This is a genomic window from Cupriavidus sp. HMR-1, from assembly GCF_000319775.1.
Taxonomy (GTDB): Bacteria; Pseudomonadota; Gammaproteobacteria; order Burkholderiales; family Burkholderiaceae; genus Cupriavidus; species Cupriavidus metallidurans.
Map to the genome: position 1 here is coordinate 1 of NZ_ANKP01000048.1, position 14659 is coordinate 14659.

Annotated in this window: 10 protein-coding genes; 4 read left to right on the forward strand and 6 right to left on the reverse strand. The window is 67.1% G+C overall.

Features of this window, described 5'->3' with window-relative positions; genetic code table 11:
* Positions 1–95: 95 nt before the first annotated feature.
* Entirely contained in the window at positions 96–3293 is a 3198-nt protein-coding gene (locus D769_RS07085) for an efflux RND transporter permease subunit (protein ID WP_008643550.1), read from the forward strand.
* Positions 3294–3338: 45 nt separating this feature from the next.
* On the opposite strand, the gene D769_RS07090 is transcribed toward D769_RS07085, so the two are convergent.
* Together D769_RS07090 and D769_RS07095 are read right to left on the reverse strand one after the other, a co-directional pair.
* On the reverse strand, positions 3339–3713 hold the full coding sequence (locus D769_RS07090; protein ID WP_008643552.1) for a cupredoxin domain-containing protein: 375 nt from the start codon (positions 3711–3713) through the stop codon (positions 3339–3341).
* Positions 3710–4600, reverse strand: a complete 891-nt coding sequence (locus D769_RS07095) for a metallophosphoesterase (protein WP_017514820.1) — start codon at positions 4598–4600, stop codon at positions 3710–3712. The genes D769_RS07090 and D769_RS07095 overlap by 4 nt, the downstream gene beginning before the upstream one ends.
* A gap of 231 nt (positions 4601–4831) precedes the next feature.
* Between D769_RS07095 and D769_RS07100 the strand changes: the two genes are divergently transcribed.
* Complete coding sequence (locus tag D769_RS07100; protein ID WP_008643556.1) at positions 4832–5461, forward strand: RNA polymerase sigma factor; 630 nt, start codon at positions 4832–4834, stop codon at positions 5459–5461.
* Positions 5448–6248 carry an anti-sigma factor gene (locus tag D769_RS07105; protein ID WP_008643558.1) on the forward strand — a complete coding sequence of 267 codons (801 nt, stop codon included), beginning with the start codon at positions 5448–5450 and terminating at the stop codon, positions 6246–6248. The genes D769_RS07100 and D769_RS07105 overlap by 14 nt, the downstream gene beginning before the upstream one ends.
* 112 nt (positions 6249–6360) lie before the next feature.
* Here D769_RS07105 and D769_RS07110 read toward each other — a convergent pair whose 3' ends face one another.
* The 4 genes from D769_RS07110 to D769_RS07125 all read right to left on the reverse strand — a co-directional run bounded on the left by D769_RS07110 (position 6361) and on the right by D769_RS07125 (position 10731).
* The gene (locus tag D769_RS07110; RefSeq protein ID WP_008643559.1) at positions 6361–8613 is read right to left on the reverse strand and encodes a xanthine dehydrogenase family protein molybdopterin-binding subunit; all 2253 of its coding nucleotides are present in this window, start codon (positions 8611–8613) and stop codon (positions 6361–6363) included.
* Positions 8614–8622: 9 nt separating this feature from the next.
* Entirely contained in the window at positions 8623–9081 is a 459-nt protein-coding gene (locus tag D769_RS07115) for a (2Fe-2S)-binding protein (protein ID WP_008643561.1), read from the reverse strand.
* A 162-nt stretch (positions 9082–9243) separates the two neighbouring features.
* Positions 9244–10122, reverse strand: a complete 879-nt coding sequence (locus D769_RS07120) for a c-type cytochrome (RefSeq protein WP_008643562.1) — start codon at positions 10120–10122, stop codon at positions 9244–9246.
* A gap of 207 nt (positions 10123–10329) precedes the next feature.
* Positions 10330–10731: a nuclear transport factor 2 family protein gene (locus D769_RS07125; RefSeq protein ID WP_008643563.1), complete on the reverse strand. Its 402-nt coding sequence runs from the start codon at positions 10729–10731 to the stop codon at positions 10330–10332.
* Positions 10732–11008: 277 nt separating this feature from the next.
* Between D769_RS07125 and D769_RS07130 the strand changes: the two genes are divergently transcribed.
* Entirely contained in the window at positions 11009–14374 is a 3366-nt protein-coding gene (locus tag D769_RS07130; RefSeq protein WP_008643564.1) for a diguanylate cyclase, read from the forward strand.
* Positions 14375–14659 lie beyond the last annotated feature (285 nt).

Genomic DNA, 14659 nt, shown 5'->3' on the forward strand with positions numbered 1-14659 from the left:
CGGGTCGGCCGCCGAATCCACTGCCGGCACCCCCCCTGCTGTCGCCGCCAGCGCCACGGCCGCCGCGCGCCAGTGAGCCTTCCGATGAGCCACCCATGAGTATTTCGGCCACCTTCATCAAGCGGCCGATCGGCACCTCGCTGCTGGCGCTCGCGTTGCTGCTCGTTGGCCTGGCCGCGTGGCCGCTGCTGCCGATCGCCCCGCTGCCGCAGGTGGACTTTCCGACGATCCAGGTCACGGTCAACCTGCCGGGCGCCAATCCCGAGACGATGGCGTCGAACGTGGCGCAGCCGCTCGAACGGCAGTTCTCGCTGATCGCGGGGCTGTCGCAGATGACGTCGACCAGCGCGCAAGGCACCACGCAGATCACGCTGCAGTTCGACCTGAACCGCAGCATCGACGCCGCCGCCGTGGACGTGCAGGCCGCCATCAACGCCGCGGGCGGCCAGCTTCCGTCGAACCTGCCGACACCCCCGACGTTCCGCAAGATCAACCCCGCCGACGCGCCGATCCTGGTGCTGGCGGTGCAGTCCGACGCGCTGCCGCTGACCACCGTCAATGACTTCGCCGACAACATCCTGGCGCAGCAGATCTCGCAGATCGAAGGCGTGGGCCTGGTCAACATTGGCGGCCAGCAGAAGCCGGCCGTGCGCATCCAGGTAGACCCGGCCAAGCTCGCGTCGATGGGCCTGAGCATGGAAGACATCCGTGGCGTGATCGCGGCGACCACGGTCAACCAGCCAACCGGCGCCACCGATGGCGCGACCCAGGCCTTCAACGTCTACACCAACGACCAGATCACCCGCGCGGCGCCGTGGAACGACATGGTGCTGGCATGGCGCAACGGCGCCCCGGTGCGCGTGCGCGATGTCGGCGTGGCGGTGGATGGCCCCGAGAACAACCGGCTCGCGGGCTGGGCGTTCGCCGGCGCCGCCGCCCCCGCTGACAACACGTTCCACAACGGCCGCGCGATCATCCTGGCCGTGACCAAGCAGCCGGGCGCCAACGTGATCGCCACGGTGGACCGCATCAAGGCCGCCCTGCCCCGCCTGCAGCTCTCGATCCCAGCCGCGGTCAACGTCAACGTGCTGGCTGACCGCACGCAGAACATCCGCGCCTCGGAAGCCGATGTCGAGTTCACGCTGATCCTGACCATCGTGCTGGTGGTCGGCATCATCTTCGTGTTCCTGCGCGACGTATGGGCCACGGTGATCCCGAGCATCACCGTGCCGCTGGCGCTGCTGGGCACGGCCGGTGGCATGTACCTGCTGGGCTACAGCCGCGACAACCTGTCGCTGATGGCGCTGACGATTGCCGTGGGCTTCGTCGTCGATGATGCGATCGTGATGCTTGAGAACATCTATCGCCACGTGGAAGCGGGCATGTCGCCGCTGGAGGCCGCGCTGCAGGGTGCCGGCGAGATCGCCTTCACGATCGTGTCGATCTCCGTGTCGCTGGTGGCTGTGTTCATCCCGCTGCTGCTGATGGGCGGCATCGTCGGCCGGCTGTTCCGCGAATTCGCGGTCACGGTGACGCTGACGATCGCGGTATCGGTGATCGTCTCGCTGACGCTGACGCCGATGATGTGCGCAAAATTCCTGCAGCCGCACGACCCGGCCCACGCCCGCCATCACGGACGGCTCTACCTGATGTTCGAGCGCGGCTTCGATGCGATGCTCGGTGCGTACCGGCGCGGGCTCGATCACGTGCTCGATCACCAGTTCCTGACGCTGTGCGTGTTCCTGCTGACCGTGGCCACCACGGTGGTGCTGTTCGTGATCATCCCGAAGGGCTTCTTCCCCCAGCAGGACACCGGCTTCGTGTTCGGCACCGCGGAGTCCGCGCAGGATGCATCATTCAAGTCGATGAATGCGCGCATGGTGGCGCTGGCGGATGTGGTGCGCAGCGACCCCGACATCTCGGCCGTCGGCATGACAGGCGGGCAGAACACGGTCAACACTGGCAACTTCTTCATCGCGCTGCGCCCGAAGGAGGAAGGCCGCACGGCCACGGCCGACGAGATCATCGCGCGGCTGCGACCGAAGCTGGCCAAGGTGGAGGGCGCCAACCTGTTCCTGCAAGCCGGACAGGACATCAACGTTGGCGGACGGCTGTCGCGCACGCAGTACCAGTACACGCTCACCGACGCCAATCTCGCCGAACTCAACGACTGGGCGCCGCGCGTCCTGGAGCGGTTCCGCCAATTGCCGCAACTGGCCGACGTAGCGTCCGACCAGCAAAACTCCGCAGCCGCGGCCATGCTGACGATCGACCGCGCGCGCGCGTCGAGCTTCGGCATCACGCCGGCGCTGATCGACGCCACGATCTACGACGCGATCGGCCAGCGCCAGGTGGCACAGTACTTCACGCAGATCAACAGCTACCACGTGGTCCTCGAAGCCACGCCGCAACTGCAGGACGACCCACGCCTGTTCGACAAGCTCTACCTGACGTCCCCGATCACCGGCGAGCAGGTGCCGCTCTCGTCGTTCGTGAAGATCGACACGAACCGCACGGCCTACCTGTCGATCGGCCACCAGGGGCAGTTCCCGGCCGTGACCATCTCGTTCAACCTGGCGCAGGGCGCGTCGCTGGGCGATGCCGTGGAGGCCATCAACAAGGCCCTGGCCGGCATGGGGCGGCCACGCACGCTGGGCGGCGCGTTCCAGGGTACCGCGCAGGCATTCGGCGCGTCGCTGGCTTCGCAGCCCTACCTGATCGCCGCCGCGCTGATCGCGGTGTACATCGTGCTGGGGCTGCTCTACGAGAGCTATATCCACCCGCTGACGATTCTTTCGACGCTGCCATCCGCCGGCGTCGGCGCGCTGCTGGTGCTGATGCTGGGTGGCTACGACTTCACCGTGATCGCGCTGATCGGCATCATCCTGCTGATCGGCATCGTCAAGAAGAACGGCATCATGATGGTCGACTTCGCGCTGGTGGCCGAGCGCGAGCGCGGCATGTCTCCGCGCGACGCGATCTACGAGGCGTGTCTGCTGCGCTTCCGCCCGATCATGATGACCACGATGTGCGCGCTGCTGGCGGGGCTGCCGCTTATGCTCGGGCACGGCGCGGGGTCCGAACTGCGTCGGCCGCTGGGCTACGCGATGGTCGGCGGGCTGGTGGTATCGCAGATGCTCACGCTGTTCAGCACGCCGGTGGTCTATCTCTACCTGGATCGCGCGCACTACTGGTACGTGCGCCGCAAGGCCGCGCGCGGCGGCAAGCCGCCACCCACGCAACAGACACCGCACGGCAAGACGCACGAGTACATGGGTGGCGAAGGCGAGTGACGGCCTTTCGGCCCGAGAAACGCCAGAACCATTCTGATGGCGTCTCTACGTCACCTCGATGAGGCCGCTCATGTTCTCGTGCCCCGACCCGCAGAAGATGTCGCACAGGAAGCCATAGCTGCCGGGCTTGCCCGCCGTCAGCGTCACCTTGATCGCCTGGCCAGGCGGCAGGTCCGCACGGACGTCGAAGTCGGGCGCGGAAAATCCCATCACCACGTCTTCCGCCGTGATCGACAGCACCACGGTCTCACCCGCCTTGAGCTTCACGCGATCGGGGATGAACACGAAGCGCCGCGCGCGCATCGGGATCACGCGCGGCGCCGCGGCATCACTCCGGCTCACCACCGACACCACGGGCACCACCGCGGCGGCCAGCATCCAGCCCAGCAGCGTGCGACGGCTTGCATTGGCTGTGCTCATGCCTTGCTCCCGTTAACGGAGACCTCGGCCAGCTGGAATCCGTCAGGCGACGGTGTCGCCGTCACCTGACGCCAGCCCAGACCCTGATACGGATGCGCGGCATCCCACGGTATGGGCAAACGCTTCGGCTGCGACCCCGCGACCGGCAGCGGAAACATCAGCGAGCGCGCCGCATGGTGCGCGATGTGGCCGGTCATATGGTGATGCTCCTGGTGGATATGGCCGTAGAACACCGTGACGTTGCGGTACGGCATCAGGATGTCGATGACCTGCGCGCCGTCGCGCGTGGCCCAATCCCACTGTGGATAGAGATCGAACAGCGGCCGGTGCGTGAACACCACGATGCGCGCGTCGCGCGACTGCTTCGCCAGGTCGTCGGCCAGCCACTTGCGCTGCGCCTCGCCCACCATGCCGGCCGGATCGGACACGTTGTCGAGCACGATGGCGTGCAGGCCCTTGTGATCGAAGGTGTAGTGCGTGGGCCCGAACAGCTCGCGGAATGCCTCGCCCGCGTCCAGGCTGGCATCGTGCTCGCCCGGCATCAGGTGCACCGCGCCCGCACGCAGCGGCGCGATGATGTCGCGTACCTCCGTCATGCGGCGGCGGCGCTCGGCCGGATCGTCGGTGGAATGCGTCAGGTCGCCCGTGAACATGATGAAATCGGGCTGGCTCGGCAATGCGTTGACGGCCGCCACGGCCTTGGGCAACGTGCCGCGCGCGTCCGGATTCGGCGGCCCTTCGAACCCCCAGTGCGAATCGGACAATTGCACGAACACAAAGTCCTCGTCACGCCCCGCCGCCCAGCCGGGCAGCGCCGATGCGACCACGGCACCGCCTGCCGCGCCCGCCAGGCGCAATATGTCGCGCCGACTCCAGTTTCCGTGCATGACAGCCTCCTTCGTTCTGTGGGTGGTGACTGTCATACCGGAGGCGCCCGGCGTTTATTCCCGGGACCGTGGGATTCTGATGCACCACTGCCGTGCCACCACACAGGAGTGGTGAGAACACCATTGGCGCCGGACAAGCGCCGGGAATAGAATCGGCCCAGCGCCGGTATAACGGGGGAGACGCACTCATGCCGCTATGCCATTTCGACCAGCCGACACGCAAGGACTGACTTGGACGCCGCCAACACGCGCCGCCGCTTCGACGACCTGGTGCTGCCGCATCTGGACGCCGCCTACAACCTCGCCCGCTGGTTATGCGGCAATTCGGGCGATGCCGATGACGTGGTGCAGGAAGCATTCCTGCGCGCGTTCCGGCTGTTCGGCAGTTTCCGCGGCGACCAGCCCCGGCCGTGGCTGCTGGCCATCGTGCGCAACACGTGGTTCACCACGTGGCAGAAGCGCAAGGCGGCTGCCGAGGTGGAGTACGACGAAGCCGCGCCACCGGGTGAGCTGCCCGACTGGCATGGCGGGCCCGGCGACCCGGAACAGTGGCTGGTGCGCGAGGAGGATGTGCGACTGGTGCATGCCGCGCTGGAGCGACTGCCGGTCGTGTTTCGGGAGGTTCTGGTGCTGCGCGAACTGGAGGAACTGCATTACCGCGACATCGCACGCATCGCCGATATTCCGGTCGGCACCGTGATGTCGCGGCTGGCACGTGGCAGGCGAATGCTGGCCGCCACCGTCGTGGCCTTGCGCGACGAAGGCGCGGTACGGCTGGCCCATCCCGACGCCCCCAACACCGCCAACGCCCCGGCCGATATCGTTCAACCCGCAGGAGGCACCCGCCATGGACTGCAATGACGCCCGCAACCTGCTGCAGGCCTGCGCCGATGGCGAAGCCGGCGCGGCCGACAGCGTGCGCCTGGAACGCCACCTCGAAGATTGCGAGTCGTGCGTCGACAGCCTGCGTAACCTGCAGGCGCTGCGCGCGGCCACCCGTCATGGCGCGGCCTATCATCGCGCGCCAGCCGATCTGCGCGCGCGCATCGTGGCATCGCTACCCGCCCCCGCAGAACCCGGATTTGCCGACTCTGGCGCCGCCGAGCCCGCGGGCTGGCGCAGTTGGTTCACATGGTCGCCCGCCGCCAACGCCGCACTGGCCACGATCACGGCTGCGGCCGTGGGACTGAGCCTGTTCCAGTTCAATCAGCAGCCGTCAGAGGGCGACCTGACCGCGAACGCGATTGTCGCCAGCCACGTGCGTGGCCTGATCTCGAATCGCGCGATCGACGTCGTGTCGTCGGACCAGCACACCGTCAAACCCTGGTTCAACGGCCGCATCGACTACGCGCCCGACGTGCGCGACCTGGGCGCGGCGGGATTCCCGCTGGTAGGCGGACGGCTCGACTACGTCGATGGTCAGCGCGTGGCGGTCATCGTCTACCGGCGCAACCAGCATCCGATCGACGTGTTCGTCATACCGGGCAATAACTCGGGGTCACTGGGGGAACGGGAACGCCAGGGCTACCAGATCGAAACCTGGGGCGCGCACGGCATGCGCTACTGGGCCGTGACCGATGCCTCGGCCGGCGACCTGCGCGCTTTCGTGCAGGCGTGGAGGAATGCGGAAGGGGGAGTGGAACGGTAGGAGCCGTGGGATTGCTCGTGTTGCGCGCCCCCGCTCCCATTTGTGGGAGCGGGGGAGCAAACCCACCTTAACGCAAACACGCAAACACGCAAACGCGCAAACGCGCAAACGCTCAGGTCAGCACAAACGGCATCTGACGCTGACGCTTGCCCGTCAGCCGGAACAGCGCGTTGGCGATCGCCGGCGAGATCGCCGGAACGCCCGGCTCGCCGAGCCCGGTCGGGTTGTCGTTCGACGGCACGAAGAACACGTCCACCACCGGCGCATCGGTAATGCGGGGAGGCGGATAGTCGGGGAAGTTGCTGTTCTTCACCACGCCGTTCTCGATCTCGATCGCAAACCCGGGCTTGGTCATCGAAATGCCGAACACGCAGCCGCCCTGGACCTGGGCTTCCGCGGTCAGCGGGTTGACCACGCGGTTGGCATGCACACCCGCCGTGACGCGGTGCACCTTCGGCTGGCCCTTCTCGATCGACACGTCAACCACGTACGCCACCACCGAGCCGAACGATTCATGCACGGCCACGCCCCAGGCGTGTCCCTTGGGCAACTTCTTCTTGCCGTAGCCCGACTTGTCCACGGCAAGCTGGAGCGCCGCGCGATGACGAGCGTGCGCCTTCTCGTCGAGCCGCGCCATGCGCCATGCCACGGGGTCCTGCTTGGCGGCAGTGGCCATTTCGTCAGCCAGCGTTTCCTTGACGAACGCCGTGTGCGTGTTGCCCACGGAGCGCCACCAGAGTACGGGCACGTCGGTCTTCGGGTGATGCACGTTCAGCTGCAGCGGCAGGCCGTAGTCGTTCTCGATGATGCCCTCGACCATGGTCGCATCGACGCCGTTCTTGACCATCATCGGCTCGAACGGCGTGCCGGTGATGATCGACTGGCCGACGATCGTATGCTGCCAGCCCACCACCTTGCCTTGCGCGTCCACGCCGACGCGTGCGCGGTGCACGTGCAGCGGACGGTAGTAGCCACCCTTGATGTCGTCCTCACGGCTCCACATCACCTTGAGCGGTTCGGTGTGGCCAGCGGCGATCCAGCTACGCATCACGTTGGCCGACTCCACCAGATAGTCGGAAGTCGGTACGGCACGGCGTCCGAAGCCGCCACCTGCCATCATCGTATTGAGCGTGACCTTGTCCGGCGTGAGCCCCAGCGTGCGCGCGATCGCGGCCTGGTCGATGGTCTGGAACTGCGAGCCCACCCACACCTTGACGGCCGTGGCCTTGTTCGCGGCGATCTCGGCCTGCATCGTGCAGTTCAACGGTTCCATCGGCGCATGGGCCAGGTACGGCACACGGTACTCGGCCTCGATCACCTTCGCGGCACCGGACAGCGCCGTATCGATGTTGCCGCCTTCCAGCGCCCTGGCCACGGTGCCCGGCTGCGCGGCCAGCTTGCTGTACTCGTCGAACAGCGCCGCCGAACTGACCTTCGAGCCTGCGTCTTCCCAGACGATTTCCAGTGCCTCGCGCGCGGTCTTGGCCGGCCAGTAGCCGTCGGCCACCACCGCCACGCCGGTGCCACCACGATCGACGGGCACCAGGAAGACATCGGCCACGCCCTTGATCTTGCGCGCCTTGTCCGCATTGAACGACTTGACCTTGCCACCGAAGCGCGGCGGATGGGCCACCACGGCCACCTTCATATCCTTGAGCTTCACGTCCAGGCCGAACACGCCATCGCCATGCAGCTTGGAGGCGGCATCCAGGCGCGGCGTCGGCTTGCCAACGATGCGGAACTGCGCCGGGTCCTTGAGCTTGACCTGCGCCGGCACCGGCTGCGCCATGGCGGCCTGCGCCAGTTCGCCATACGTGGCGCGGTTGGCGCCCGAAGTCACCACGCCGAGCGACGTGGCGCAGCTTGCCGGGTCCACCTTCCACTGCTGGGCCGCCGCGGCGATCAGCATCGCGCGCGCCCGCGCGCCCAGCTCGCGGTACTGTTCGAACGAATGATTGACCGCCGTGGAGCCGCCGGTCATCTGGATGCCGAACATCGGGTCCTTGTAAGGATCGCCTGCCGGCGCCAGCATGGCGCGCACGTTCTTCCAGTCGACGTCGAGTTCCTCGGCCAGCGCCATCGGCAGCGCGGTATGCACGCCCTGGCCAAATTCGAGCCGGTTCACGGCGACCGTCACCGTGTTGTCCGGCGCGATCTGCAGAAAGGCCTGCGGCGAGGAAGCCGGCTTGGCCGCACCCTGCGCATGGGCCGATTCCACGACGCTACCGATGCCGAGCGCCAGCCCGCCACCGGCCATGCCGGTCAGTTTGAGGAAGCCACGGCGCGTCAGCGGCGCCACGGCATCGCCAGTTTTCACTGCTTCGCCGCTGCCGCCGGCCAGTGCTTCAATCCCACGAATTCGCATGTTGGCTCCTCAGGCGATGGCGTGCGCTGCGTCCTTGATGGCCGCGCGAATCCGTTGATAGGTGCCACAGCGGCAGACGTTGCCGGCCATGGCCTGGTCGATGTCGGCGTCAGTCGGCCGTGGCTTGCTGCGCAGCAGACCCACCGCGCTCATGACCTGGCCGTTCTGGCAGTAGCCGCATTGCGCGACGTCGTGCTTGAGCCAGGCGGCCAGCACGGCGCGGCCGACCTTGTCGTCGCCCATCGCCTCGATCGTCGTGATCTTGCTGCCGGCGGTGCCGGAAATCGGCATCACGCAGCTACGCGTGGCCGTGCCGTTGATATGGACCGTGCAGGCACCGCACGAGGCCATGCCGCAGCCGAACTTGGTGCCGGTCATGCCGAGGTTATCGCGCAGGGCCCACAGCAGCGGCGTGGACGGATCGGCGTCCACCTCCACGGTCTTGCCGTTGATGGTGAGGGAAGTCATCGGGGGAAACTCCTTGGGTGCATTGCCCAGTCGGTTGTTCGATCTACCGCCGGGCCTGGCGACACGGGGGCTGGCCAGGCCGGCAGACCCGAGGAGCATAGTGCAAACGGAAAAAACTTGCGCAGCGCCGCTCACATCGGGCAGCGCGCACCGAAAGAGGGATTATTTCCCGGCGAGGAACAGATACAGCGCATTGAGATCGGTATCGTTCATCTTCGCGAACGCGCCGAACGGCATCACGCGGCTCACCTCGCTGCCATCGGGCCGTTTGCCGCTGCGCATCATGGCGACGAACTGTTCCGCCTGCGGATACGTCTTCATCGCGCCGGACGGGCGCAGGTCGGCGGCGGCCGGCCAGTCGGGCGGCGCCCCGGGAATGTTGCCGCCACGCAGCGTGGCGCCGTGGCATCCCTTGCAGGAATTGGCGACGTAGGCGCCGTACTGCGCATTCAAGGCAGCCGCGATCGGTGGCGACGGCGGCAGGCTGTGGTCGATCTTCTCGGCCGCATCCTTGACCACCCCTGCGCCGTACAGGCCCTGGATGAACCACGGCAGATGGATCTCGGCCGGCTGGCCGCCCCCGGCAGGAAGGCTGCGGACGTAGGCAACGAGCGCCCCGAAGTCGTTATCGGAAAGCCGGTTGTAGTCCTCGCTCGGCATGATCAGCAGCGGACGCCCGGAAGGCGCCACGCCATGACGGATCGCCAGATCCCAGTCACGTGGCTGATACTTCTCGATGTCGGGGTTGCCTCGCGTGATGTCGGGGGCACGCACGCGCAGGCCATTGGCTTCGTCAAACACCTGTTTGCCCGCGCCGTTGGCACCGTGGCAATCCATGCATCCGCGCGATTCGTAGAGATACTTGCCGTGGTCGACCGCCCCGGTATCCGTCGGGAAGGCCACCGGCTGCACGGACACGTCGATCTTGCGCACGAGCTTGCGCCCGCCCCACCAGTACGTGCTGCCCACCGCGATCACCACGAACACGATAAATGCGACCGCCGCTGAACTGGCAATCCGGTAGAAACGTTTGACGTCCATCGGTCCCCCCCCTCTGAAGCCGCCGGGCTGATTGGAGCGGCTGCGTGCCGGATGTTCCGTGCGGGATGGTACAGACGAACCGGGATGGTGGCGAGTGGGGGGAAGTTGCTCCCCTCTTCCAATGATGGAAAAGATGGGAAAGGGGAGCGCGTCAGCGGGAAGGTCTGCTCACCCCGCCCGCTTACCCGGCCCGCTTACCCCGCCCGCTCACCCGGCCAGCCCGGCCGGCGCCCGGTCGATGAAGCCGGTCATGCCATTTAGCCGCCCATCGGCCGAAACCGTCGCGAAGTCGGTGCCGACCACCAGCGCGGCTTCGCCGGCTGGGCCCAGCTCCCAGGTGAAGCGCATGTGCTCGCCATGCGCATCCACGGGCGTGACGCGGCGGAACTGGAAGCCGGGGAAACGGGCTTGCACACCGGCGATCATCGCGTCGATGCCCGCGTGGCCCTCGCCACGCATCAGCGGGTCGACGTAGACCGCCGACTCGGTCCAGGCGCGGCCAATCAGGTCGCGGCGACGGGCTGCGTCGGTTTCGTTCCAGGCGGCGAGATAGCGGTCGGCCAGATCGGTCAGGGCGACGTTGGCGACGTTGGCGGCGATTTCGGTCATGTTGCGCTCCTTGATGTCTGCGGGTTGTGATGCGGTATGTCTGCATGATCGTCGCCCGCCCGAAGCGGCGCGATTACGCATGAGGTAATCGCCGCAATTCGCGCCCATACCAAACTTCTGCCGCGAACGCCACCCCTAACAAAGCCTCGGCAATCCCTCTTTATTGCCGCTTGGATTCCACCCGGCGGGAATAAAGTGCGCCATACGCTGGGCAGGGTCCGACCATCGCACCCACACCGGCAACGCCCGGCGCCTGCGCCCCCGGATAGCGAGAAAGATGACGCCTGAGACGGTCGCGACCCGTTCCACCCTCCCGATACCTGTGCCGGCTGCCCGCTGGGGCCTGCTGCTGGCCGCCGTGGGCTACTTCGCGCTGGCGACAGCGGGGATCTGGCTGGGCCGGCAGCCCGGCACCGGCGCCATGCTGTGGATGGGCAACGCCTTCGGGCTGGGCCTTCTGCTGCACCGCCCCCGACAGGAGGCGCCGGCACTGCTCGCGTCGATGCTGGCAGCAGACGTCGTCGCCAACCTGCTGGCCCACCACACTGCTGGCGTGGCGCTGCTGCTGGCCGGGGCGAACCTGCTCGAGATTGGCGGGATGGCCATGCTGCTGCGGCTGATGTCCAGCAGTGGCACCCTCGCACGCACCGGACCGCTGGCCACCTTCGCGCTCAAGCTCGGCGTGGCGGCCACGCTCGGGCCGGCCATCAGCGGCGTGCCCGGCGCCGCCGTGCTGGCCACCGCATACGGCACCCAGTTTCCGCGCGTGTGGTGGGCGTGGTGGAACGCCGGCGCCATCGGCATGGTGATGCTGCTGCCACTCATGGTGTCGATCTCGCGCGAGCGCGTGCAGGCCGCGCTGCGCCGCCCGATGCTGCTGCGCCTGATTGCACTGTTCGTGCTGTGCATGGCGATCGGCACGGGCGCGATCCTGGCCGGCCACGAGCCGTTCGTCGTGATGTCCCTGCCGTTGGTCATCGTGGCACTGGCCAGCAATCCGTTCGCCACGGCGCTGCTGACGCTGGTCTCGGCGCTGGCTCTGGAGAGCATCGCGCATCTGGGCGGCATGCAGTTCCTGGTCTCGCGTACCACGCCGCTTTCAGGCGCGCTGATCCTGGTCTTCCCGATCTGCATCGCGTTCATGACCGAGCAGAACCGCAATGGCCGGGCCGAGCTGCGCAGTAGCGAACGCCGCTTCCGGCAGGCGCTCGAACATTCGGCCATCGGCATGGCATTGGTCGGCCTCGATGGCAAGTGGCAACTGGTCAATCGGGCGATGGTGGATCTGCTCGGCTACAGCGCCGAGGAACTGCGCGACCTGCCGTTCCAGGTCATGACCCACCCCGAGGATCTCGCCGCCGACCTGAGCCAACTCGACCGGCTGCTGGCGGGCGAGATCGACGCATACCGGCTCGAGAAACGTTACCGGCATAAGCAGGGCCACTACCTGTGGGCGCTGCTGGCGGTCTCCCTGGTGCGCGACGAGCACTCGGGCGAGCCCCGGCATTTCATCGCCCAGATCGAGGACATTCACACGCGCAAGCTGGCCCAGGAACAGCTCGAGGCACAGACCCGCCGCACACAGCTCGCCGTCGAGGCCGGTGGCGTAGGCATCTGGGAATGGGACTTCAACACGGCGGCCATCACGTGGGACGCACGCATGTATGCGCTGCACGGCACGGATATGGAACTCGGGCCGCCTTCGCTGGCCGAGTGGATCGCGAAGATCCATCCCGAGGATGTCAGCCGCGTCAGTTCGGAGATGCGCCAGGCCATCCGCGGCGCGCGCCGGTTCGATACCGAATACCGCATCGTTCGCCCTGCCGGCGAGACCCGGCATGTGCGCGCCATGGCCATGATCTCGCGCCACGAGGACGGCACCGCCCACTCGCTGGTCGGCACGAACTGGGACATCACTGAGCAACGCACGCTGACACGCGCGCTGTTCGAGGAAAAGGAACGGCTGCAGATCACGCTGCGCTCGATCGGCGACGCCGTGATCTGCACGGACCGCGTGATGCGCGTCACGTTCATGAACCCGATCGCCGAACAGCTTACGGGCTGGAGTCTGGATGCCGCGATGGGCCAGCCGCTCGATCAGGTGTTCCGCATCGTCGACGAGATCACCGGACTCACGATCCCGAGCCCGGTCGAGCAATGTCTGGAAACGCTGCGCCCCGCCTACCTGCAGGAAGGCGCGGTGCTGCAGAGCCTGACCGGCGAGCGGCACGACGTGCAGGACTCCGCCGCGCCGGTGCTGACCAACGATGGCGGCGTGCTTGGCGCGGTGCTCGTGTTCCAGGACATCACCTCGTCACGGGCGATGCAGCGCGAACTGGCCCACTCGGCCACCCACGACGCCCTGACCGGGCTGCCCAACCGGGCCTGGTTCGAAAAGCGCCTGCGCGAGGCGTGCGAGCAGGCGCGCTTGCATGGACACCGCACCGCGCTCTGCTTCATCGATCTGGACCGCTTCAAGATCGTCAACGACACAGCCGGCCACGGGGCCGGCGACGTGCTGCTGCGCGAGCTTGGCTACGTGATCCGCCACCATGTGCGCCCCGACGACCTGCTGGCGCGCCTGGGGGGCGACGAGTTCGCGTTGCTGCTCAAGGATTGCAGCATCGACCACGCCGAGCAGGTCTGCCAGAAGGTCATCAACGCGATCCGCGAGCGCCGCTTTCCGTGGGAAGGGCGCGTCTATGACGTGGGCGCCAGCATCGGCATTGCCGCGATCGACGCCGACGCGCCACCGGTCAGCGAACTGATGAGCCGTGCCGACGTGGCCTGCTACGCCGCCAAGGCAGCCGGCCGCAACCGCGTGTCGGTCTACCGCCGCGACGAAAGCGATGCCAGGCGCCACCATCGCGAACTCGAGGTGGCGGCGGGCATCCACTCGGCGCTGGAGGCCAACCGCTTCCGCCTGTACGTGCAGGAAATCCAACCGCTGCAGCCCGAGACCGAGCACGCGCGCCACGTGGAAGTGCTGGTGCGGATGGTCGACGAACAGGGCACGCTGATCATGCCCGGCGCGTTCATCCCCGCGGCCGAACGTTACGACCTGATGGGCCATGTCGACCGCTGGGTGATCCGCAACGTGCTCCACCAGTTCGGCGAACGGCTGGCGCGGGTGCCGGATCTGGTGGTGTCGATCAACCTGTCCGCCAACTCGCTCGGTGAACCGTTCCTGCTGCCATTCCTGCACAGCACGCTGGAAGATTCGATGCTGCCCGCAGCGCGCCTGGTGCTGGAGATCACCGAAACCGCGCTGATCCACAACATGACCGCCGCCAGCCGCCTGCTGAAGGAGATGCGCCACGCGGGCTGCACCGTGGCGCTGGACGACTTCGGCTCGGGGCTGTCGTCGTTCGCGTACCTGAAGCAGTTCCCGGTGGACTACCTGAAGATCGACGGCAGCTTCATCCGCAACCTGGCCGACAACGTGGTGGATCGCGAGATCGTCAGCTCGATCAACGACATCGGCCACCGGCTCGGCGTGCGCACGGTGGCCGAATGGGTCGAGGACGAAACCACGCTGCGCGTGCTGCGCGCGATTGGCGTCGACTACGCACAGGGCTACGCTATCGGTCGCCCCATGCCGATAGAGATTTTCCTGGAGATCTGCGAGAACGCGGACGCCTGACGAGCCTGCGTCTCGCCCGGGTGCCCTCCACGGCACTCTCGGCACCTCCCCTCCCCTTACGCCGTTCGGAAATCCGAACGGCGTTTTTGCTTCCGCATCCGGATTTCCGAACGGCGCGTACGCATCACTCAGAAAATCCCTTTGTATTCATCCACTTACATCTGTATCCAGATGCAACCGGGCTGGCACGGCTCGTGCGATTTAGGCGCCGCCGTAGGGCACACAAGCGCGGCCGCGCCATCCCCAAGAGGAAACACGCGGGGGCCGCCACAGTACAAAGGAGGA